General features: G+C 60.3%; 16 protein-coding genes. 5 read left to right on the top strand and 11 right to left on the bottom strand.

Translation table 11 applies throughout. From position 1 onward, the window contains the following. Nucleotides 1–365: 365 nt before the first annotated feature. The gene (locus AC4HNJ_RS09540; RefSeq protein WP_490479329.1) at nucleotides 366–659 is read left to right on the top strand and encodes a DUF6916 family protein; all 294 of its coding nucleotides are present in this window, start codon (nucleotides 366–368) and stop codon (nucleotides 657–659) included. On the opposite strand, the gene AC4HNJ_RS09535 is transcribed toward AC4HNJ_RS09540, so the two are convergent. The 4 genes from AC4HNJ_RS09535 to AC4HNJ_RS09520 are packed head-to-tail and all read right to left on the bottom strand — an operon-like array spanning nucleotide 641 to nucleotide 2,920. Next, on the bottom strand, nucleotides 641–1,219 hold the full coding sequence (locus AC4HNJ_RS09535; RefSeq protein ID WP_490479328.1) for a GNAT family N-acetyltransferase: 579 nt from the start codon (nucleotides 1,217–1,219) through the stop codon (nucleotides 641–643). The genes AC4HNJ_RS09540 and AC4HNJ_RS09535 overlap by 19 nt on opposite strands. Beyond that, nucleotides 1,219–1,758 carry a phage tail protein gene (locus AC4HNJ_RS09530; protein ID WP_490479327.1) on the bottom strand — a complete coding sequence of 180 codons (540 nt, stop codon included), beginning with the start codon at nucleotides 1,756–1,758 and terminating at the stop codon, nucleotides 1,219–1,221. Before AC4HNJ_RS09530 ends, AC4HNJ_RS09535 begins: the two co-directional genes overlap by 1 nt. Nucleotides 1,759–1,816: 58 nt before the next feature. Beyond that, on the bottom strand, nucleotides 1,817–2,350 hold the full coding sequence (locus AC4HNJ_RS09525) for a phage tail protein (RefSeq protein WP_490479326.1): 534 nt from the start codon (nucleotides 2,348–2,350) through the stop codon (nucleotides 1,817–1,819). 39 nt (nucleotides 2,351–2,389) lie between these two features. Beyond that, nucleotides 2,390–2,920, bottom strand: coding sequence for a phage tail protein (locus tag AC4HNJ_RS09520; RefSeq protein WP_490479325.1), 531 nt, complete (start codon nucleotides 2,918–2,920; stop codon nucleotides 2,390–2,392). 195 nt (nucleotides 2,921–3,115) lie between these two features. Here AC4HNJ_RS09520 and AC4HNJ_RS09515 point away from each other — a divergent pair, with 195 nt between their 5' ends. After that, nucleotides 3,116–8,428, top strand: coding sequence for a putative Ig domain-containing protein (locus AC4HNJ_RS09515; RefSeq protein WP_490479324.1), 5,313 nt, complete (start codon nucleotides 3,116–3,118; stop codon nucleotides 8,426–8,428). Nucleotides 8,429–8,529: 101 nt separating this feature from the next. Here the strand turns inward: AC4HNJ_RS09515 and AC4HNJ_RS09510 are convergent, their stop codons facing one another. The 6 genes from AC4HNJ_RS09510 to AC4HNJ_RS09485 form a co-directional block, all read right to left on the bottom strand. Further along, entirely contained in the window at nucleotides 8,530–8,988 is a 459-nt protein-coding gene (locus AC4HNJ_RS09510; RefSeq protein ID WP_490479323.1) for a hypothetical protein, read from the bottom strand. 84 nt (nucleotides 8,989–9,072) lie between these two features. Beyond that, nucleotides 9,073–11,109, bottom strand: coding sequence for an alkaline phosphatase family protein (locus AC4HNJ_RS09505; RefSeq protein WP_490479322.1), 2,037 nt, complete (start codon nucleotides 11,107–11,109; stop codon nucleotides 9,073–9,075). A 218-nt stretch (nucleotides 11,110–11,327) separates the two neighbouring features. Next, nucleotides 11,328–12,968, bottom strand: coding sequence for a multicopper oxidase family protein (locus tag AC4HNJ_RS09500; RefSeq protein ID WP_490479321.1), 1,641 nt, complete (start codon nucleotides 12,966–12,968; stop codon nucleotides 11,328–11,330). A gap of 224 nt (nucleotides 12,969–13,192) precedes the next feature. Continuing rightward, nucleotides 13,193–14,602, bottom strand: a complete 1,410-nt coding sequence (gene glnA, locus AC4HNJ_RS09495) for a type I glutamate--ammonia ligase (RefSeq protein ID WP_490479320.1) — start codon at nucleotides 14,600–14,602, stop codon at nucleotides 13,193–13,195. Nucleotides 14,603–14,846: 244 nt separating this feature from the next. Further along, nucleotides 14,847–15,257, bottom strand: coding sequence for a VOC family protein (locus AC4HNJ_RS09490; RefSeq protein ID WP_490479319.1), 411 nt, complete (start codon nucleotides 15,255–15,257; stop codon nucleotides 14,847–14,849). Between the two features lie 25 nt (nucleotides 15,258–15,282). Further along, nucleotides 15,283–15,735 carry a helix-turn-helix transcriptional regulator gene (locus tag AC4HNJ_RS09485; RefSeq protein ID WP_490479318.1) on the bottom strand — a complete coding sequence of 151 codons (453 nt, stop codon included), beginning with the start codon at nucleotides 15,733–15,735 and terminating at the stop codon, nucleotides 15,283–15,285. 125 nt (nucleotides 15,736–15,860) lie between these two features. Here AC4HNJ_RS09485 and AC4HNJ_RS09480 point away from each other — a divergent pair, with 125 nt between their 5' ends. Then, nucleotides 15,861–16,658, top strand: a complete 798-nt coding sequence (locus AC4HNJ_RS09480; RefSeq protein WP_490479317.1) for an undecaprenyl-diphosphate phosphatase — start codon at nucleotides 15,861–15,863, stop codon at nucleotides 16,656–16,658. 70 nt (nucleotides 16,659–16,728) lie between these two features. Here the strand turns inward: AC4HNJ_RS09480 and AC4HNJ_RS09475 are convergent, their stop codons facing one another. Next, nucleotides 16,729–17,706 carry a LysR family transcriptional regulator gene (locus tag AC4HNJ_RS09475; RefSeq protein ID WP_490479316.1) on the bottom strand — a complete coding sequence of 326 codons (978 nt, stop codon included), beginning with the start codon at nucleotides 17,704–17,706 and terminating at the stop codon, nucleotides 16,729–16,731. A 166-nt stretch (nucleotides 17,707–17,872) separates the two neighbouring features. Here AC4HNJ_RS09475 and AC4HNJ_RS09470 point away from each other — a divergent pair, with 166 nt between their 5' ends. Further along, complete coding sequence (locus tag AC4HNJ_RS09470) at nucleotides 17,873–19,126, top strand: efflux RND transporter periplasmic adaptor subunit (protein WP_490479315.1); 1,254 nt, start codon at nucleotides 17,873–17,875, stop codon at nucleotides 19,124–19,126. A 168-nt stretch (nucleotides 19,127–19,294) separates the two neighbouring features. Then, a complete protein-coding gene (locus AC4HNJ_RS09465) occupies nucleotides 19,295–22,480 on the top strand; it encodes an efflux RND transporter permease subunit (RefSeq protein ID WP_490479314.1) in 3,186 nt (1,061 codons plus the stop codon).

The following is a 22,480-nucleotide window of genomic DNA, read 5'->3' as shown; positions in this document are numbered from 1 at the left end:
CCTGCTTGCAGGGGAGGGCTGGGGTTGTGTGGGCTTGCCGCACAGTCCCAGTCAACGCGAGTCATGCACGTACAGCGCAGATTCGAAGCCAGAACGACGCTGACTTAAATAGCCCCGCTCTTTTTGCATGCGTCGCCTGAGAAAAAGCGCTGTGAGTGCGCAGAGCTTGAGTCAAAACCGTTTGATCCACGGGCCATGATCCCTGGTGGTTTTTCAATGAAAACATTGATTCACTTATTCCATTGTTACGGGCACTGATGTTTCCATCGGTGGAGCGATGCACACATCAAATCCCCCGTATCGGTCATCGCAAGCACAACGCGAATATGTGACACTTCGCATGGTCAGGCGAAAAGGGGAATCGCATGCAATTTCTGAAACTGGAAGATTTTGCGTCTCGGCTCAACGAGACGTTTTCGGTCGACGTTGACCAGGGCCGTACGCCATTCGTACTGGTGGAAGCGGCGCCACTGCCGCATCAGGTATTCAACGGGATGGTGCGGGAACCGTTTTCCCTGATCTTTCACTCTGCAACGCCGGTGCTGTTCCCCCAACGCGTTTATCAGATGTCCTGTCCGACGATGAGCGAGTTCGGTATTTTCCTGGTGCCGGTGGGACGCAATCAGGACGGCTTTCTTTATCAGGCCGTATTCAACTGAACCTCGCCGTGCAGCAGATTGACCCAACGCATGGCGATGCTTGGGGGCTGTCTTGCCAATTCGGTAAAGCCGCGGCGTTGATAGAGACGATGGGCAGGCAGATTGGCCTCGTCCACTTGCAGATCGATGCCGCTGGCCCCTTGCTCGCGCGCCAGTGATTGTGTCCATTCGAGCAGCAAGCCGCCGATACCGTGCCCGCGCCAGGCAGCTTCCAGGCTGATCTCGATGATGTGGTAATGCGGCGCCTGGCGAAGCAGGTAATAGCGTCCGATTGGTTGCGTGTGTTGCTCCACGATCCAGAAGTCGGCACCGCTGAATTGGTTCACGTAATGCAGGTGCTGCATCGCGAACTGGCTATCCAGGAACGCCTGTTTGAACGCGTCGGGCCAATCGGTGCAGGCCAACTCATCCTGGCGCGAGGTTTGATAGAGCTTGCGCAGGTAAGGCAGATCATCTTCGATAGCGGCACGTACGCTGAGCCCGCGCACGCGCATCGCGTCGCTGGCGTCGATCACGACTTGCGCCGGGGGAAACGCCAGCGGCGGCAATGACGGGAACATCAACTGCCGTTGGGATAAACAAAACTGCCGGAAAACGCGATGCAGTAGTTCAGCGCCAACGACGGCTGCCGGTTTTCATGCGGCAATGATTGACCGGCGGGACCCGACATGCTCGGCGAGAACGTGGTGTTGGGGGAGACAGGAGGGGATGGAAACGGATTGGTCTGTTGGGGCTCGATCATGTAGGAGCCCGGAGCTGGCCGGTTGGTGCGCACGGCGGAATTGGGCTGATTCCACAACGTCAGCCCATGCGTATGCGCTGGCATTTCCGTGCTGAGCAGCGTCACGCTGGAATCACCGAACACGGATCCGATATCACGCTGTGTGAGGCCGGGCCCCTGTCCTTGGCCGCATGCCACGCGATTGGTCAGGTTGGGCAGTTGGAACGTGGTTTGGCCATTGCCGCCATATATCGTACCGAGCAGAGAAAACAAGGCCGTGTTTTGCGAAACAGGTACAGTGGCACCATTGCACAAGGCCCAGCCATATGGTGCGTAGTTGAAGCCAAACAACTGGATTTCACCGAGAAAATAGTTCATGACGTACCCCGGGCGATAAGACGTTGATGTGTCATGCAACGCGTGTCGATGGCATCAATCAGCCTTGCGTGGGATAAAGGCCCACAGTGGCGATGTAATAGGCAACGGTCAACGTCGGCATGGCGTTTTCATGCGAACTGCTGCCGCCTTGCGTACCGACCGCGGCGGGTGCAAGGTCAAAGCTGAAGGTCCCGCTTGTGTCGGTCGCATACATGGTGTCGGTGCCGGTCAAGGCGCCGGGTACCACACCCGTGCCCGGGGTGTTGGTGTTAGCGGCGTTAGTAGTGGCATATACCAGATGGTTGTGCACCGGTATTTGCTGCGCGAGCAAGGTCACCGTTTCCGTGCCTGAAATCTGTCCCGGCAAGCGCATGCTGAGGCCCGGAGCCTGGCCTTGATGCAGCGGCACACGGCCGCGCAGATCCGGCACATTGAAAGTATTTTGCCCATCGCCGCCATACGTCGTGCCGAGCAAAGCATAGAGCGCGTTGTAGTCAGCGATCTTCAACGCACTGCCATCACACGCGACCCAACCTTCCGGAACGCGCTTAAATGCGAACATGCGAATTTCACCCACATAGGGAGTGACCATGGAAGTCTCCTGAATGAAGCGGCAGTCAGTGCCGATACTTCAATTGCGTGAGGGGTAGACACCGCTGAGGCAAATGTTGAAGGTCAGCACATTGAACGGCTGCATGTTCGGATGTGGCTGGTTGCCGCCAGTGTTTTTCATTTGCGCAGCATTGAGTGGCGTCAAGCCACTGCTGGCACCGGCATAGATGTTTTCATTCGGCTTGCCATACAGCGAGTTTTTCGGGTCACGAACAGCGCCCGCCGTGGTGGCGGCATTGATCAGATGCGTGTGGCGCGGCATTTCATTGGAAGTCAACGTGACCGCTTCGCTACCGAAGGATTCTCCTATCGCGTAGGGCGCGGGCTGCCAGTTTACGTCTGCCGAACCGCCTGCGCCCACCGGAGTGCGCCCACGCAAATCGGGAAGCTGGAACGTCGCGCGGCCATCGCCGCCGTAATACGTGCCGAGCACTGAGAACAAGGCCGCGTTCTGCTGTATGGACAGGAGCTGCCCATTACAAAAAGCGAAATTACGCGGTGCAAAAGTAAAGCCGCTGAGCATGATCTGCCCAAGATAATAATCAGACATCGCTGGACCCCCTGTGGCCGACTCAATGACTGCTAGGTTGGATTTTCACAAAGCCTTCACGTCCGCCGCACCGCGCAAGACGTTTTCCTAAAACTGATGCTAGAGTTTGCATCGAAACCGTGATGCAGTTTACGTTTATCGCTCGATATGCGCCGTTTGTAAATAGGCGTTTAGGGGCACAAGGGGAACAAACCAATGATAGTGCGTCGAAAGGGGACGGCGTGCCTGCGCGCTGTTGTACGCATTTCCGCGTTGCAACTCGGCTTTCGAGTGTGCACGTGGTTGTTATGCCTGGCGTCGCTTGGCCTGGTCCCAGCGTTAGCGCATGCGGATACATGTCCGACATCCATCTCGGTGGCGGTGGACGGCTCCTATCAAATCAACGCATACACCTGCACGGGAGGCCTCGGCACGATCGGCAATACCGGTGATGGCAGTACTAACCCGATTGCGGCCTCTCCCCAACACGGCACGGTGACTGTTACCGATGATTCTTATGTCACCTATCAAAACACGGACACCGCTGCCACCAGCGATTCATTTACATGGATAGATGGCGACGGTAGTGACCATCCTGTGACAGTGACTATCGGCGGATCGTCATCGACACCCCTGTCGATCTCCCCGACATCCCTCCCTGCCGCGACGATCGGAACATCCTACTCTCAGCAATTTTCAGCCAGCGGTGGCAGCGGTAGCGGCTATACCTTCAACATCTCCGAGGGCGTGCTGCCTAACGGCATGACCGAGAACAGTTCGGGCCTGCTATCGGGTACGCCGACTGAGAGCGGTTCATTCACCTTTACGGAAGAGGTCACTGACGGTAGCGGTGCTTCGCAGCCGGAAACGCTGACCTTGACCGTCAACGGCGGTGTCATCAATGTGACACCAGCGTCAGGCAGCTTGCCGACTGCGTATGCTGATGAGCTATACAACCAGACGATATCTGCCAGCGGCGGCACTGCGCCTTACACGTATTCACAAGTACCGGGTACGGCGCCACCAAGCGGCATCACCATCGGATCAGACGGTACGTTGTCAGGAACCGCAACCGTTACAGGAAACACGACCTTTTCGGTTGAAGTAGCCGACAGCGCAGGGAATTCAACGCAAGTCACCTACACCCTCTCCGTGCTGGCGCCGCCGATTACGGTAACACCATCGCCAAACACACCGCCGAATGGCACCGTGAGCACGACTTATGCCGGCCTTACTTTGTCGGCCAGTGGCGGTGAGGCGCCGTATACGTTTACCGCGACCGGATTGCCACCCGGACTGACGTTGTCGAGCAGTGGTGTCTTGAGCGGCACGCCGACTACCAGTGGCACCTACCATGTCACCTTCACCGCAGCTGATAAAAACAATTACACCGGCAGTAGCTCGTCTTATACGGTGACCATCGCGCCACCGTTGGCGTGGAGCAATACCACGCTGCCTGCCGGCACGGTCGGTGTGACTTATAACAGCGCCATCACCGCCAGCGGCGGCGCCACGCCGTACACCTATACCCTCACCAGTGGCGCACTGCCGGCTGGCTTGACGCTCAACACGAGCACGGGCGCAATCACCGGCACACCGACCGCCGGCGGTACGTTCACGCCCAGTGTCAATGTCACCGACGCCAATGGCGCCACGCTGACGACGAGTATCACGCTAACCATCGACGCACCGACCTTGAGCGTGACACCTGCTTCCGGTGCGTTACCGAATGCAACGCAGAACGCGGCCTATACGCAAACACTGTCCACCAGCGGCGGAACGCCTGGTTATACCTATAGCGTCACCGGTGGTGCGCTACCCTCCGGCATCCAGCTTTCAGGTAACACCCTGAGCGGAACGCCAACGGTATACGGTAATTTCTCGTTTCAGATCACTGCGACCGACAGCAGCACAGGCACGGGACCCTATACCAAGGTCGTGAATTACACTCTGGATGTGATCTCGGCGGCGCCGGTGATTACGACCAGCACAGTGCCCAATGGAGCCGTGGGCAGCACGTATACATCGACCACGATCGCCGCCAGCGGCGGTACTCAGCCTTATACGTTCAGCCTATTGTCCGGCAGCCTGCCGCCCGGGCTGACATTCAACAACGGCACGCTATCCGGCATACCAACCGCCGGCGGCACGTATCCGTTTACCGTGCAGGTGAGCGATGCCAACTCGAAAACCGGCACGCAAAGTTATTCGATCAGCATAAATGCCGCGACGGTAACGGTGACACCGGCTTCGCTCACCATCACCGATGGCGTGGCGATCAACCAGACGCTTTCCGCTAACGGCGGCACGTCGCCCTACACGTTCAGCATAACGAGCGGCACATTGCCCGCTGGCTTGACGCTTTCCAGCGCTGGCGTGCTGAACGGCACGCCCACCTACGCAGGCGCGTATAGCTTTACCGTGCAAGCCAAAGACAGCAGCACCGGTACCGGGCCTTATTCCGGCACGCAAACCTATTCCGGCACCATCGGTACGCCATCGCTCAACCTGCAGCCTGGCCCTAACCAGAGTGCCGCTTATGGTCAAGCTTATAGCCTGACCTTCACGACGACCGGCGGTACCGCGCCTTACACCTATGCACTCACTGGCACACTGCCCACTGGACTTAGCTTCAATACAAGTACGGCAACGTTGTCCGGTACCCCGACGCAATCGGGCACGTTCCACGTCACGGTGACTGCAACCGACCACAGCACCGGCAGCGGCGCACCGTTCTCGGTCAACCAGAACTACACGCTCACCGTAAGCGCGGCAGCTATTACGCTGACGCCTGGTTCGCTGTCGAACGGAAACGTGGGCACTGGATATACCAGCACAACGCTCAACGCTGCTGGCGGTATCTCGCCCTACCACTTTGCGGTTGCGTCAGGTAGCAGTTTGCCCCCCGGACTGACGCTGAGCTCATCCGGCACATTAAGCGGCACACCGACCTCCGCCAACTCCTTCAGTTTTTCGATCCAGGCTACCGATGCAGATGGCGCCACTGGCACGCAGGCCTACACCGTATCCATCGGTGCGGCGACGCTATCGATGAGTCCGGGCAGCTTGAGCGCTGCCACGGCTGAGTCCAGTTACAGCACAAGCTTCAGCACCACCGGTGGTACTCAGCCATACAGCTATACGGTAACGGGAGGTAGCCTGCCGCCTGGTCTCACGCTGGGCAGCAATGGCACGCTCAGCGGCACGCCTACAGCAGCCGGTTCATACACGTTTACCGTTCGCAGCAGCGACAGCAGCACGGGTGTCGGCGCCCCGTTCACGGTGAGCAAGTCGTACAGCGTGAATGTGGGTGCGCCTAGCATCGCCGTTGCCCCGACGACACTGCCTGGTGCGCAAGTGGCTGCTGCCTATAGCCAGCAGCTCACGGCGAGCGGCGGCAATGGCAGCTACAGTTATACCGTTAGCGCGGGTGCGTTGCCGACAGGTCTTACTCTGAGCACGTCGGGTCTGTTGTCTGGTACACCCACTGCGACGGGCAGCTACAGTTTCACCGTCACGGCCAAGGACAGCCTGAATTTCTCCGGCTCACAAGCCTACACGGTCAGTACACAGCAACCTAAACCGGTCGCCGTCAATGACGCTGCCAGCACGCCGGCCAATCAAGCAGTGACGATCAAAGTGACTACGGTCGATACCGGCCCGATCACCAGCATCGCCATCGGCACTGCGCCGACCCACGGCACGGCCGTCGTCAATGGAGTGACGATCGTCTATACACCGACGCAGAATTTCTACGGTACCGATACGTTGACGTACACCGCGACCGGCCCCGGCGGCACTTCTGCGCCAGCAACGGTCACCGTTACGGTCACCCCGCTGGCGATACCCACCGCGAAGGCGCAAAGCATTACGGTGCTGGCCGGCAATACGATCAGCATCAATCCCACGACGGGTGCCACCGGTGGGCCGTTCACCGCTACTACTATCGTCAAGGCACCCACGTCAGGCAAAGCGGCTGTCGCGGGCAATACGATCAATTACAGCGCCGACGCCACCGCATCCGGGCAAATCACTTTCACTTACACCCTGACCAATGCGTTTGGTGTTTCGCAGCCGGCTACGGTGACGGTGACGATCGATCCGCGTCCGATCATCGCCCCGCAAAACATCTCATCCATTGCGGGCCGGTCGGCCAAGATCAACCTGACGCAAGGCGCCAACGGCGGACCGTTTACTGCAGCGACATTAGTGTCCATGACGCCAAGTTCGGCGGGCAAGGCCAGCATCGTGCCGATCACGGGCGGCTATCAACTCGACTTCACATCATCGCCGACATTCAGCGGCGCGGCAGTGATCACCTACACGTTGAGCAACACTTATGCGACATCGGCGCCGGGTACGGTGACGATTACGGTGGCTGCGCGGCCCGATCCATCGAAGGATCCGGAAGTGCTTGGTGTGCTCGGCGCACAGGCCGATGCCGCGCGCGAATTTGCGCAAGGGCAGATCGAGAACTTCCAACAGCGCCTGGAAAGCCTGCATGGCGGCGGTGGCAGCAACGGCAATTTCCAAAACAATCTGACGTTCATGTCAGGCAACAGCGCGGATGCCGGCATCTCGCCACAGTGGCCTTATAACAATGCACAAGCCATGGGAGGCAATCTCAATCGGCGTTACATGGTGTCCCCGCAGACACCCGCCAGCCCACCCACGGCTTCTGCCTCGCCGCTACCGGATGGCTATGTGTTGTGGACAGGCGGTGCGGTGAATTTTGGTTCGCGAGACACCACCGCGACAGCCAACGGATTCGATTTCACCACGGCAGGCATCAGCGTCGGTCTCGATCGGCGTTTCTCGCAGTCGTTCGCAACCGGTATCGGCGTCGGTTATGGGCATGACGACACCGACATTGGTCACAACGGCAGCGCGGACATTGCTAACAGCTACAACATCGCCTGGTATGCCAGTTTCAGCCCAAGCCAGTCGACCTTTATCGACGGCTTGCTTGGCTATCAGTGGCTTTCCTTCGATGCGCGTCGGTATGTAACAGCCGATGGCAATACCGTGAGCGGAAGTCGCGACGGTCACCAGACTTTCGCATCGCTTTCCGGAGGCTATGAATACCGCACCGATACCTTGCTAATTTCGCCGTATGGGCGCCTCGATGTCGCTTCGGCACGACTGGATCGGTATACCGAGCAAGGCGATGCGATTTACGCGCTGACTTATGGCAACCAGATGGTGAAGACCACTACGGCCAGCATCGGCATGCGCATGAATTATCTGATCAAGGAAGATTACGGCACGGTGATGCCGCAGCTACGACTGGAATACGGACACGACTTCCAGGGCTCCAGCCAGGCGACGATGTCTTATGCAGATTTGCTCGCGGGCCCCATCTACCGTGCCCAGGTCGATCAGCTCACACAAAATCACTTTCTGATCGGGCTTGGGATGAACTGGGAACTCGTTCGCCAGCTATCGTTGCGCTTGGAATACGAGCGAGAGATCAACGCAGGCGACCAGAACGATCAATCGATCCTGATCAATGTTCAGAAGAAATTCTAGGTTACCGGTCGTGGTCGGTGCATGCATGGTGGCAGACACCTTGTAGGAGCAGGGGCGGATCGCTACACCGTTCGTCCCTGCTTCACTGCTTCATGCATGCTTTAATCACTCGGACCGGTACACGCCGCGTAACGCTGGCCTTCGATCTGCAAGGTGGTTTTTCCATCCAAGGCGACATCGCCGGTGTAATGCTGCGGCGAGTCGAGCGTGATGTGTCCTTTGCCCGTATGGGCTCCGCAGCTCACGTTCCAGGCTAGCGCCGTGCTGGTGCGGTGCTCTCCTGCACGGTGGCAATCCGCTTCCGGCTGCATGGCATCGACAAAGGTGGTCCAGGGATCTCCACCGTCATAGAGGCATTTCCATGTGGTGGTTGCGGCACCCGTGCGGCCGTCGCGGAGGGTGTGCAAGGTGATTTTCCATAAGCCCGGCATGGCCTGGAAATCACCGGGATCAGCATGGGCAGGCGTATTGAGCGCAGCAGATGCGCCGATCAGCATGAGTGCGGCGACGGGGTGGGACCAGCGGCTCAGATAGCCGGCTGTGCGGGTAGTGCGTGTCATGGCAAACACCGTGTTGCGAACGTGGAACGGATGAAACGATAAACCCTGCCCGCCGAAGCGGGCAGGGTATCGATAGCGTGAAGCTCAATGCGTGGTGGCAACGTTGGCATCGGCATCCCAGCCGCGATGGAAATCGAACATATCCATCAGGTCGCCGATCGCCGGGGCGTTGACCGGTACATACGGGTTGTTGGGCAGCGAGATCGGATCCGGCAGATTGTCGCGGCTGCGGCGCGAGATCGTTTCGTCCAGATCCCAGTTGGCTTCGACGAATTTGTCGAAGGAAACATGGTCGTCGTAGCTATGTACCACGCGACCGCCGGTGGAGTACTTGGATACCACGATCATCGGAATGCGCGTGCCGTCGCCGAAGAAGTCGATCGGCTGTACGTAGCCGGAGTCGTAGTAGCCGCCGCCTTCGTCGAAGGTGATCATGATGGCGGTGTCATTCCACAGCTTGGGATTGGCCTGCACCATCTGCACGATCTTCTGTACGTAGCCTTCGAACAATTCCAGCTTGGACGATGCGGGATGGCCGTCCAGCAGTCCATCAGGTTTGGCAATGGCGACCGCCGGCAGCGTGCCGTTCTGGATGTCGCTGTAGAGGTTGTTGATATCCTGGTTGTTTGCGCGCAGGGTGGGGTTGGTCATGACCTGCGTGGAGTACAGGAAGGGATCGCAGATATTGCAGAAGGTGCCGGCTTCGCCGTCTTCCTTGCCGCCATCGAAGCCCTCACCGTAGTACTTCCAGCTCACGTGATGACGCGTCAGCAGAAGCGCGAGGTTTTGCTGCTTGGTGGGTGGAATGGTGAACAGCTGCGCGCCAAGCGGTGCGGGCGTGCCATCGCCCAGGTAACCCGGGTTGTAGTTGTTGACCAGGTAATAGGCGCCCGCTTTGCAGTCCGTGCCGCGGAAGGTGTGGTACGGCAGGCTCTTGAGGTATTTGCGCACCGAAGCCACGCCTGGCTGTGTGTCGTCCGCGCAGTCCACGTAGGAGCCGCCGCTGTAGCCGTCCTGCACCCACCAGTTGTTGGTGCCGCTCTGCGAGTTCGGATTCTCGATCTGGTTTTCCGGCGGCACAGTGGGATCGCCGTTGGCGTTGGCGTAGTAAATCAGATCGCCGAAGCCCAGCATGATGTGGTTGGCACCGGTGCCGCCCATCACCGATTGATGGAAGTTGTCGCTGATCGTGTACTGCTCGGCGAGTTGCTTGAAGTACGGTGCATCGCCTTCGGCCATGTTGAGGAACTGCATGGACGTAGAGCCTTCGCCGGTCGTTTCATCCGTGAAATTGGCCGGTTGCGTGCTGCCGTTGTTGCCGGCGCCCATGGTGACTTCTACCCAGGGGAACAGGTCGGCACGGCAGCCACTGGGGTTCTTCGGCGTGGCGTAGCTGATGTTGCAGTCAAGCTGTTGCCACATCTGGAAGAAGCGATGCACCGGGCTGTTGGCGTAGTCGTTGTAGCTGATGGATGCATGCATATCGACCGGCGCGTTCGGCAGCGTAGCGGGGAAACGCGTGTCGACGACATCGTTCGGCAAGCCGGTGCCACCTTCCGCAAGTTCGACGTAGTCACTGCTCGGCAGCGCCGGTTCGATCGCCTGTGCCTGCGCGGCCGAAGCGAGATACGGCTGCGTGGGCGCACCGCCGGTGTTCATCGCCGGCAGATTGGCGTAGGCACCGGTGCGTGTTGGCGAGATCGAATAATCGCCCGTCTGACTGGCCTGCCACTGTTGCGCTTTGGCAGCGTTAGGACCCGGCGTGCCGTCGGCCTTGACGATGCCTTCCGACAGCAGGTTCTCGATCGTTTGTCCGCGCGGAGGCGTGTAGGTGGCAAACACGTGATCGAAGGTACGGTTTTCACCGATCAGCAGAATGACGTGCTTGATCGGGGTGCGCGTGCGATTGCTGGCATCCTGGTCGTCATTCGGATTGTGGAGCGTGATGATGCCGCCCGGCTCACCCTTCACAGGATGGCTTGCGGTGTTGGGTACGTTCGCGCGGAAATGGGCGTCGTTCGGTGGATTGGCGGTTTGCGCATTCGCCAACCCGACAAGGCTGGTAACAAGTGCGCCAAGTACAAAGGGTTTCAACCGGGTACGGCCAAGCGTCGTAGGCATAACGGATGTCTCCTGCTGGCATGCTGCGAAAAGCCTGCAAACGAGTAATCCCCCTGATTACGGTCCACATCACTGGATGTGCGTTTTCCCCATGTGGACTGCGGCCGAGTGTGCGCCGCCTAGATGACGCAACGTTGGCAAAGACACGACACCGTAAGCGCGCCTTGTGACAGTGCTGCGACAAGTGTGATGGCTTGCACGCTGGGTTGACGCCGCCTTTACGATGACGCCGGCAGTACGTCGTAAGGCCGCATCATTTCGTTGTCTTCGTGTTCGAGGAAATGGCAATGCCATACGTAACGGCCGGGTTCGCCTTCGAAGCGCATGGCGATGCGCGTGACCATGCCGGGATCGGCGCGTACGGTATCTTTCCAGCCCAGGTCTTGCGGTTCCGGTGCGACGGCTGGCCCGGTGAAGACGAGTTTGCGATGCGCGTTCCAGGTGAACAGGTCGAATGGCCGGCGATCGATGACTTGGAAGCGCACGAGATGCAGATGGATCGGGTGTGCGTCGCCGGTAAGGTTGATGAAGCTCCAGGTTTCGATGCTGTCCTGCTTCGGGTTTTCCGTGACCGGATCGGCCCAGCGCTTGCCGTCGAGCAACATCACCAGCGCATTGCCATTGGCATCGTCGACTTCATTGAGGGTAAGCATGCGATGGTTGGCCGCGCTGGCCGGATCGATGCGCGGAACCGGACGCAGTACCGCCGGCAGCGCCGATGTGTCGCGCGTGCCGCTGGCACGCACGCGAAACTCCAGGATGCCTTCGGCTTCATGCCGCAACTGCAGGGATTTGCCGGCGAACGCGGAAAAATCGATCACCACGTCGGCGCGCTCGGCGGGATAAAGCTGGATGTGCGGGCGCTGTAGCGGGGCCGGCAGCAATCCCTGGTCGCTGGCTACCTGGTGAAAGGCGTGATCGTGCGTCAGCGAGAGATCAAAGAAGCGGGTGTTGGCGACGTTGATGAAGCGGAAACGATAGCGTCGCGGCTCGACGTCGAAATAGGGATAGATCTTGCCGTTGCACAAGACGAGATTGCCGGCGCATTGCATGACCCATGGTGCGGAAGGGTCGTTCGACACCGGATAGTAGAGCTGGCCATCCTGCGCGACGAGGCGATCGCACAGCATCAGCGGAATGTCGTAGTGGCCGGAGGGAAGGTCGAGTGCCTGCTCTTGTTCATCCCGCACGATGTACGCACCGAACAAGCCGGCATAGATGTTGAGCCGGGTGATGCCCATCGCGTGATCGTGATACCACAAGGTCGCCGCATCCTGCCCGTTGGGATAGCGGTACAAGGCGGAATGGCCGGGCGTATACCAGTCGTCGGGAAAACCATCCGAATTCGCCGGCGCACGCGCGCCATGCACATGCGTCACGGCGCGCACTTCGGGTTTGTCGCGTTCGGCACCGTGGATGGTGTGATCGATCGGCAGGAAATGCTTCGACGGCAACGCGTTGACCCACTCGACCAGCACCGGCTCGTTGCGCCGGACTACGAGCGTGGGGCCGGGAAACGTGCCGTCATAACCCCAAAGAGGCGTAAGTGGAATATCGCGGTGCAGACGCACCTTGCAGGCTCGCATCGCCATCGTGTAGCAAGGCAGCTTGTGGCCTGCATGCAGCGGATCGGCGCGTTCGGTTGCCCGCGCCACTGGCGGAATCGGCAGCGGATCGACGAAACGCGCCAGGGACGTAGGATTGATCAGCGGCACCTTGGGTGCGGCCAGTGTCGGCGCATGGGCTCGCATGGACATGGGCATGGTCGATGCGCGCGCCAGGTGCCACGCATCCACGAAGGCCAGTCCGCTGACAAGTCCACCCGCTCCCAGCAGGAAGTCACGCCGCGTGATCGTCATGCTTTTTCTGCGCCGAGGAGATGGACAGCGACCATGCTGTCGAGACAGGCAGCGTAGCGCCCGCAAGCGTCGAGTGCGTAAGTCATGCCGGAACCGTAAGCGCCCCGGATGACAAAAAGATGGCAGGCTGCGCGGCCGAGCAAAATCTGCGCCGGCGCGCACAGGACTCGCGAACAACAACGGGCGCCGAAGCGCCCGTCGTTCGTCCCCTTATCGCGACGCGATCAGATCGCGTAGTACATCTGGAATTCCAGCGGATGCGTGCTGGCGCGATAACGGGTCACTTCCTGCATCTTCAGTTCGATGTAGGCGTCGATGAAGTCGTCGGTGAACACGCCGCCGGCCTTGAGGAAGTCGCGGTCCTTGTCGAGCGCTTCCAGCGCGGCATCGAGGCTGGAGCACACCTGCGGGATGTTCTTCTCTTCTTCCGGCGGCAGATCGTAGAGATCCTTGTCGGCCGGCGCACCCGGGTCGATCTTGTTCAGGATGCCATCGAGACCGGCCATCATCAGCGCAGTGAAGGTGAGGTAGCCCGACTGCATCGGATCGGGGAAGCGCACTTCGATGCGGCGACCCTTCGGGTTCGACACGAACGGAATGCGGCAGCTCGCCGAGCGGTTGCGCGCGGAGTAGGCCAGCATTACCGGCGCCTCGAAGCCGGGCACCAGACGCTTGTAGCTGTTGGTGGTGGAGTTGGCGAACGCGTTGATCGCCTTGGCGTGCTTGAAGATGCCGCCGATGTACCACAGCGCGGTCTGCGACAGGCCGCCGTAGAGATCGCCGGAGAACAGGTTCTTGCCGTCCTTGCTGAGCGACTGATGCACGTGCATGCCGCTGCCGTTGTCGCCGACGATCGGCTTGGGCATGAAGGTGACGGTCTTGCCGTTCTGGTGTGCGACGTTCTTGATGACGTACTTCAGCGTCATCAGCTCATCGGCCTTGGTCACCAGCGTGTTGAACTTCACGCCGATCTCGCACTGGCCGGCGTTGGCCACTTCGTGGTGATGCACTTCTACCACCTGGCCCAACGACTCCAGCACTTTGCACATGTCGGCGCGCAGGTCACCCAGCGAATCGACCGGGCTGACCGGGAAATAGCCGCCCTTCACGCCCGGACGATGGCCACTGTTGCCTTCGTCGTATTTGAAGCGCGAACTCCACGCGGCTTCCTGCGATTCGATTTCATAGAACACGCGGCCCATGTCGTTCTGCCAGCGCACGGAATCGAAGATGAAGAATTCCGGTTCCGGGCCGAAAAAGGCGGTATCGGCCACGCCGGTGGACTTCAAGTAAGCCTCGGCGCGCTTGGCGATGGAGCGCGGATCGCGGCCGTAGGCCTGCATGGTGCTGGGCTCCAGCACGTCGCAATGCAGGACCAGCTGAGTGTGCGCGCTGAACGGATCGAGGTAAGCCGTGTCCGGGTCGGGCATGAGCACCATGTCCGACTCGTTGATGCCCTTCCAGCCCGAGATCGAGGAACCATCGAACATCTTGCCGTCTTCGAAGGTGGACTCATCGATAGCGTGAGCCGGGAAGGTGACGTGATGGTGCTTGCCGAGCATGTCGGCGAAACGCAGGTCGACGAACTCGACCTCTTTGTCCTGGATCAGGTCGAGCACTTTCTTGGCGGACATGTAAAACCTCGATGATTCGTGAAAGGGGATCGCGCGTGCTTGTAGGCAAGCACCGTACCAACTGCAAAACGCCCGGAACTTCAAATGATTGCATAAAAATGGGCGGTTGGCGCGAATCCCTTTTGCACCATATGAAGGCTCATTTTGCACTTATGTGGTGCGTATAGAATCTTCGTTCCCACACCCGCACGGTCGCCGACTGGCCGTGGCTTTTCAGCTACGGCCATATCGGCACGGACAGTGCTCAGCGCACTTCGTTGATGCGGACGTGATTGCCGGCGGGATCGCGGAAGGCGCAGTCGCGCACGCCATAGGGCTGCGCCGTGGGTTCCTGGATGACTTCGGCGCCAGTGGCCTGGATGCGCTCGAAAGTGCTGTCGAGATCTTTGGTGGCCAGGATGACCATGGCATAGGTGCCCTTGGCCATCATCTCGGTGATGGTGCGGCGCTCGTCCTCGGTGAGGCCGGGGGTGATCGCCGGCGGCGTCAGCACGATGGAGGTACCGGGCTGATTGACAGGCCCAACGGTGATCCAGCGCATGCCGCCATAGGCGACGTCATTACGGACCTCGAAACCCAAGGTGTCGCGATAGAAGGCCAGCGATGCCTCTGGATCGGTCTGCGGGAGGAAGGTCGAGTGAATGGTGATATCCATGGCGTCAGTCCAAGTGAAAGTGCGATCACTCTACTGACGGCTCCGGGATTCGCGCTTCTCGATTCCTGATCGGCCGGGAAACCTGCTTCGCCACGCAGGAGGGAATTCCCTCGGTCGCATGCGCTTCCTGGCGCCGATACGCGCTGGGTGGCATGCCTGTCAGTTCGGCGAAGCGCGTACTGAACGTACCCAGCGAGGCGCAACCGACCTCGAAGCAGACCTCGGTGACGCTGAGATCGCCACGGCGCAACAGGGCCATCGCGCGCTCGATGCGTCGTGTCATCAGATACGCATACGGGGATTCGCCATAGGCGAGCTTGAACTGGCGGCTCAGATGACCGGCCGACATCCCTGCACCACCGGCCAGCGCTTCCACATCCAGCGGCTGCGCATACTCCCGGTCGATCCGGTCGCGTACCCGGCGCAGTTTGGCAAGATCACTCAGGTGCTGTTCGATGGGGGTCGGTCTGTTCGTCATCATCCTGTCGCGACATGTCGGAAGCAGCGGCGTCGCCCACCCATCCAGCGAGATAGAACTAGCCTTAGGCTATACGGTTTTGGTGCCGGCCACGCGCCTCTGCACTCTCGCCAGGAGCTTTCTGCGTGCACGACCTCGTCAACGTGATCTTGCTCGGCATTATCGAAGGCATGACCGAGTTCCTGCCCATTTCCAGTACCGGACATTTGCTGATCGCCGAGGATGTCGGGCTTGGTAGCCGCTCCGACCTTTTCAATGTCGGCATCCAGGCCGGTGCCATTCTGGCGATCACGCTGATTTACTCGAAACGCATCGGACAGCTTCTTACCCAGTGGCAGGATCCGGCAAACCGCGCTTACCTTTATAAGCTCGTCGTGGCCTTCCTGATGACTTGCGTGCTGGGCTTCATTGCCACGCATTACGGATTCAAGCTGCCGGCGACCATCACGCCGATTGCCTGGGCGCTATTGATCGGCGGCTTCTGGATACTGGGGGCGGAAGCGGTTGCCGCACGGCAGCCCGATCGCAGCGAAATCACCTGGCGTGTCGCGATCCTGGTCGGCATCGCGCAAATCGTGGCGGGCATCTTTCCGGGAACCTCGCGCTCGGGCGCGACGATCTTCACGGCCATGCTCGCTGGCACCAGCCATCGCCCGGCGGCGACGGAGTTTTCGTTTCTGGTCGGCATACCCACCATGTATGCCGCCACCGGCTATGAGTTGCTGAAAGCGTTGAAAGCCGGCGGTGGCGTGCACGAAGACTGGACGGCGTTGATGGTCGGCTTCGTGGTGTCGCTGATCGTCGCGTTCGTCGTGGTGAAGTGGCTGCTGGCTTATATCCGCACGCATCGCTTTACCTGGTTTGCGTGGTATCGCATCGCGCTGGGGGCGGCGTTGCTACTGTTGATTCCCGCCGGTAGCTGATGGAATCAGGACCCTGACACCAGGCCCCGGCTTTTGCCGGGACGACGAACGTCTTGACGGGTGCAGGCCATCATTGCGCGCGCACCGGCTTTTCTTTCCTGACCGGTACCGGCGGACGAAAGCCTTCCACCACCGGTGCTATCGGACATACCGATTCGAACGGGCGCTCGAACAGTTCGCGGGCCCATTCGATGAAAGCCTGCACGCGTACCGACAGATGCTTCTTCTGCGGATACACGATCCACACGTTCTTACCGGTGGAAACGGTGTCGGTCAGGATGGGCTCAAGCTTGCCGAGATCGAGCATGCATGCCGCCAGCACATGCGGTGCCTGGATGACGCCCAGGCCCGCTACCGCCGCCTGGATCACCGACTCGCCGTCATTCATCAGCAGATGTGCGTTGACGTCCACTTCAATGCGGCCGTTGGGCGCATCGAACTGCCACTGGCGCGGCCGGCCATTGGGATAGACATAGTTGATGCAGCGATGATGTTTCAGATCTTCAATGCTGCTCGGCGCCCCGTATCGCTGCAGATACTCCGGTGAGGCCAGCAACACGTTGCGGAAGTAGCCGATCTTGCGCGCGATCAGGCTGGAATCCTCCAGCTCGCCCATACGGATGGCGCAATCCACTCCTTCTTCATTCAGATCGTAGGGGTAGTCGCACATCATCAGTTCCAGACGGATGTCCGGATAGCGGCGCTCGAATTCAGGGAGCTGAGGCACGATGGCCGCCCGCCCTACCGAGGCCGACATACCCACCCTCAACTTGCCGGTGGGCTTGCGGTGCGCGTAGCCCAGGGCCTCGGTCGCCTCGGCCAGATCGGCAAGGATCTCCTTGCAACGTGTATAGAACGAGGAGCCATCGTCGGTGAGGCGCAGGGCGCGGGTGGAGCGGAACAGCAGCCGCACACCCAGTTGCTCTTCCAGCCGGGAGACGGCGCGACTCACCCCGGAGGGGGTCATGCCCAGTTGGGCGGCGGCTGACGCAAAACTCTTCGCTTCGACCACCCGGACGAAGGCGGAAATCGCGGAAAAATCTTCCATAGCACGTTCCAGATCACATTCTGCCGGGGATTATGCGCCCATTCGTGATTGGGAGTCACGAGTGGCTTGCGCAAGAAACGGATTTTCTAAACTGTACGGTATACCCATTATTCGTTTCCTCGAAATCGTGCTGCATTGCGGCACGACCTGATCTAGGGAGCGAATCATGTTGAAGAAAGCCATCCTGGCCAGTCTGGTCGTTATAGCCATTGCCGGCAGCTGGGCGTTGCTGGGCAACCACGGCGGCAGCGCCCACGCGCAAGCTGCCAATGCCCCGCCCGAAGTCACCGTGGCCCCGGTGATGGTGCGGCCCGTGAGCGACAGTGCGGACTTCACCGGTCAGCTTCAAGCCGTTGATACGGTCGACGTACGGCCTCGCGTCGGCGGCTATATCGATGCCATCCAGTTCAAGGAAGGCGCGGAAGTGCATAAGGGCGATGTGTTGTTCCGCATCGATCCGCGCCCCTTCCAGGCTGAGGTGGACCGGCTGAGCGCCAATGTGGCGCAGGCACGGGCGCAACTCGGCTTGGCGCAGGCCAACGCAGCCCGCGCCAAGCGGCTGCTCACCCAGCACGCCATCTCGCAAGAAGACGCCGACAGCATGAGCACGGCCGAACAGAGCGCGAAGGCGACCCTGGAGGCCGCTACCGCGGCGCTCGCCACCGCCCAGCTCAATCTCGGCTGGACGCAGGTGCGCTCACCGATCGATGGCCGCGTGAGCAACGCGCACATCATGCCGGGCAACCTGGTTTCCAGCGCCGATGTGCTGACCAGCGTGGTCTCGGTGAATCCGATCTATGTGTATTTCGACGTGGATGAGCAGACCTGGCTGAAGCTCGACCGCCTGCGCCGCAACGCCGTCCAGAACGGTCACACGGCACGCATCGAAGCGACCATGGGCCTGGCTGACGAACAAGGCTATCCGCATACCGGCCGCATCGACTTTGTCGACAACCAGCTGCGCACGGGTTCGGGCACGATGCGCTTGCGTGCCATATTCGATGACGAAAACGGCCTGCTCACGCCAGGGCTGTATGCCCATGTGCGCCTGCAGAGCGGCCAGCCGCGTCCACGCGTACTGATCGACGATCGCGCTGTCGGCACGGACCTCAGCAACCAGTTCGTCTATGTGGTGGATGCGCAGCACAAAGTGCAGTACCGCAAGGTGGCGATCGGCCCGTTGTTCCATGGCCTGCGCGTGATCGACAACGGCCTGAAGGCTGGTGACGTGGTGGTCATCAATGGCCTGCAGCGCGTGCGTCCCGGGGCGGAAGTGAATCCGCAGCAAGTGGCGATGGATTACCGCCTGGATGCACAGGACAAGGCGCTGGTCGATGCAGCGGAAACAAATCCGGACGGCAGCGATACGCAGACAGCGCAAGCCGATGCGCGGCCGGTGCCGAAGCGTTCGCAGGGCTGACATGGCCGATCGCTCTCCTGCATGCAGAAGAGCGATCAGGTGGGATGGCACGAGTCTGTTTCACACCACCCCAACCCTCCCCTGCTTCGTGTAGGGGAGGGAGCAGAAAGACGGCGCGCCCGCTGACTCGCAGTGGCGCACGTCATTCCAATGAATTCGAGAATTGACATGAAAAACATCGCACAGTTTTTCGTCGACCGGCCGATCATGGCCGCGGTGCTATCGCTGCTCTTCGTGATCGCAGGCAGCATCGCGGTGTTCAAGCTGCCGATCAGCGAATATCCCGAAGTAGTGCCGCCCACCGTCGTGGTGCGCGCCAGCTATCCCGGCGCGAGCCCGGAAGTGATCGGCGAAACCGTCGCTACGCCGCTGGAAGAACAGATCAATGGCGTGGAGGGCATGCTGTATTCGTCCTCGCAGTCCACTAGCGACGGGCAGATGACCTTGACGGTGACGTTCGCGCTGGGCACCGATCTCAACAACGCCCAGGTGGAAGTGCAGAACCGCGTATCGCAAGCGCTGCCCCGGCTACCGGAGGAAGTGCAACGCCTGGGCGTGACCACGCAGAAGAGTTCGCCCGACCTGACCATGGTTGTGCATCTCACCTCGCCGGATAAGCGCTACGACATGTTGTACCTGTCGAACTACGCGCGCCTGCACATCAAAGACGTATTGGCACGCCTGGACGGCGTGGGCGACGTGCAGCTGTTCGGCGCCGGCGAATACAGCATGCGCGTATGGCTGAACCCCAACAAGCTGGCTCAGCGCCACCTCACTACGGGCGACATCGTGCATGCGATCCAGGAGCAGAACGTGGCGGTCGCGGCCGGCGCATTGAACGCACCGCCGGTGCCGAGCGACACCGACTTCCAGCTCAATATCCATACCCAGGGTCGCCTGAGCACGAAGGAAGAGTTTGGCAACATCATCGTACGCACTGATCCGGATGGCAGCGTGATCCATCTGCGCGACGTCGCGCGGATCGAACTCGGTTCCAACCAGTACGCCTTGCGCAGCCTGCTCGACAACCAGCCGGCGGTGGCGATTCCAATCTTTGCGCGCCCCGGCTCCAACGCGATTCAGATCTCTGACGAAGTGCGCGCGACGATGGAGACGCTGAAGAAGGATTTCCCCCAGGGCGTGGAATACCACATCGTGTACGACCCCACCGTGTTCGTGCGCGGTTCGATCGAAGCCGTGGTGCACACCTTGCTGGAAGCGATCGTGCTGGTGGTGCTGGTGGTGATCCTGTTCCTGCAGACCTGGCGCGCCTCGATCATTCCGCTGGTCGCCGTGCCGGTGTCCTTGATCGGCACGTTCGCGGTGATGTACGTGGTGGGCTTCTCGCTCAATGCGCTGTCGCTGTTCGGCCTGGTGCTGGCGATCGGCATCGTGGTGGACGACGCGATCGTGGTGGTGGAGAACGTCGAGCGCAATATCGAACTGGGCTATTCGCCGCGCGATGCGACGCGACGGGCGATGAATGAAGTGACGGGCCCGATCATTGCTACCGCATTGGTGCTGTGTGCAGTCTTCGTGCCGACCGCTTTCATCAGCGGACTTACCGGCCAGTTCTATCGCCAGTTCGCCTTGACCATCGCGATCTCGACGGTGATCTCGGCGTTCAACTCCCTGAGCCTGAGCCCGGCGCTGGCCGCCGTGCTGTTGAAGGGTCACGATGCGCCGAAGGACCGCGTTTCCATCCTGATGGACAAAGCGCTCGGCTGGCTCTTCCGTCCCTTCAATCGCTTCTTCCATTACAGCGCGGATCGTTATGTCGGCACCGTGCATCGCATTGTCGGCAAAGGGCCGGCGATGGTGGTGGTCTACGCGGCCTTGATCGGTCTGGCCTGGTTCGGCTTCAACCACGTGCCGATGGGTTTCGTGCCACAGCAGGATAAGCAATACCTGGTGTCGTTCGCGCAATTGCCGGACGCGGCTTCGCTGGATCGCACGGAAGACGTGATCCGCCGCATGTCGGCGATTGCACTGAAGCAACCTGGCGTGCAGAGCGCGGTGGCCTTTCCGGGTCTGTCGATCAACGGTTTCACGAATGCCACCAATGCAGGCATCGTGTTCGAAACATTGAAGCCGTTCGAGGAACGTCGCGATCCATCGCTGTCCGCCGGTGCGATTGCGGCCGCGTTGAACCAGAAGTTCGCGACTATCCAGGATGCCTACATCGCTACCTTCCCGCCGCCGCCTGTGCAGGGCCTCGGCACTATTGGCGGCTTCCGCATCCAGATCGAGGACCGTGGCCAACTTGGCTTCGACGAGTTGTACAAGCAGACCCAGAACTTGATCGCGAAGAGCCAGAAAGTACCGGCGCTGGCGGGACTGTTCTCCAGCTATCAGGTCAGCGTGCCGCAGATCGATGCCGACGTGGATCGCGAAAAGGCGAAGGCAGAGGGCGTGGATCTGACCGATGTCGACGAGACCATGCAGGCCTACCTTGGTTCGCTGTACGTGAATGACTTCAACCGTTTCGGTCGCATCTATCAGGTAAACGTATCGGCCGAACCGGCGTTCCGCCACGAACCAGAGAACATCCTGGATTTGAAAACCCGCAACGCGCGCGGCGAGATGGTGCCACTGGGTTCGTTCGTCACGGTACGCCGCGCGGCGGGCCTGGAGCGCGTGCAGCACTACAACGGCTATGTCACGGCGGAAATCAACGGCGGCCCGGCTCCCGGCTTCAGTTCCGGCCAGGCGCAGGCGGCGATGGAGAAGCTGGCGCATGACAATCTGCCGAACGGCATGAGCTTCGAATGGACGGAACTCACCTATCAGCAGATTCTCGCCGGCAACACGGCGGTGCTGGTGTTCCCGTTGTGCGTGCTGCTGGTGTTCCTGGTGCTGTCGTCGCTGTATGAGAGCTGGTCGCTGCCGCTGGCGGTGATCCTGATCGTGCCGATGGTGTTGCTGTCTGCTATTGCCGGGGTGTGGGTTTCCGGCGGCGACAACAACATCTTTACCCAGATCGGTTTGATCGTGCTGGTGGGCCTGGCGTGCAAGAACGCCATTCTGATCGTCGAGTTCGCCCGCGAACGGCAGCATGAAGGCATGTCGCGTCACGATGCGGTGCTGGAAGCAGCGCGCCTGCGCCTGCGCCCGATCTTGATGACGTCCATCGCTTTCATCATGGGCGTGGTGCCGCTGGTGACCTCGCACGGTGCGGGTGCCGAGATGCGTCACGCGATGGGTGTGGCGGTGTTCTCCGGCATGCTCGGCGTAACCGTATTCGGCTTGATCTATACCCCGCTGTTCTATGTGCTGATCCGTGCCGTGGTCGAACGGCGCGAAGCACGCAAGAAGCAGCATGCATCCACATCGCCCGCTTTGGAGGGCCATTGA

This window comes from Dyella sp. SYSU CM1112, from assembly GCF_058216415.1.
The sequence above is the reverse complement of the archived record's forward strand: the minus strand, read 5'-3'. Positions and strand labels throughout refer to the sequence as shown.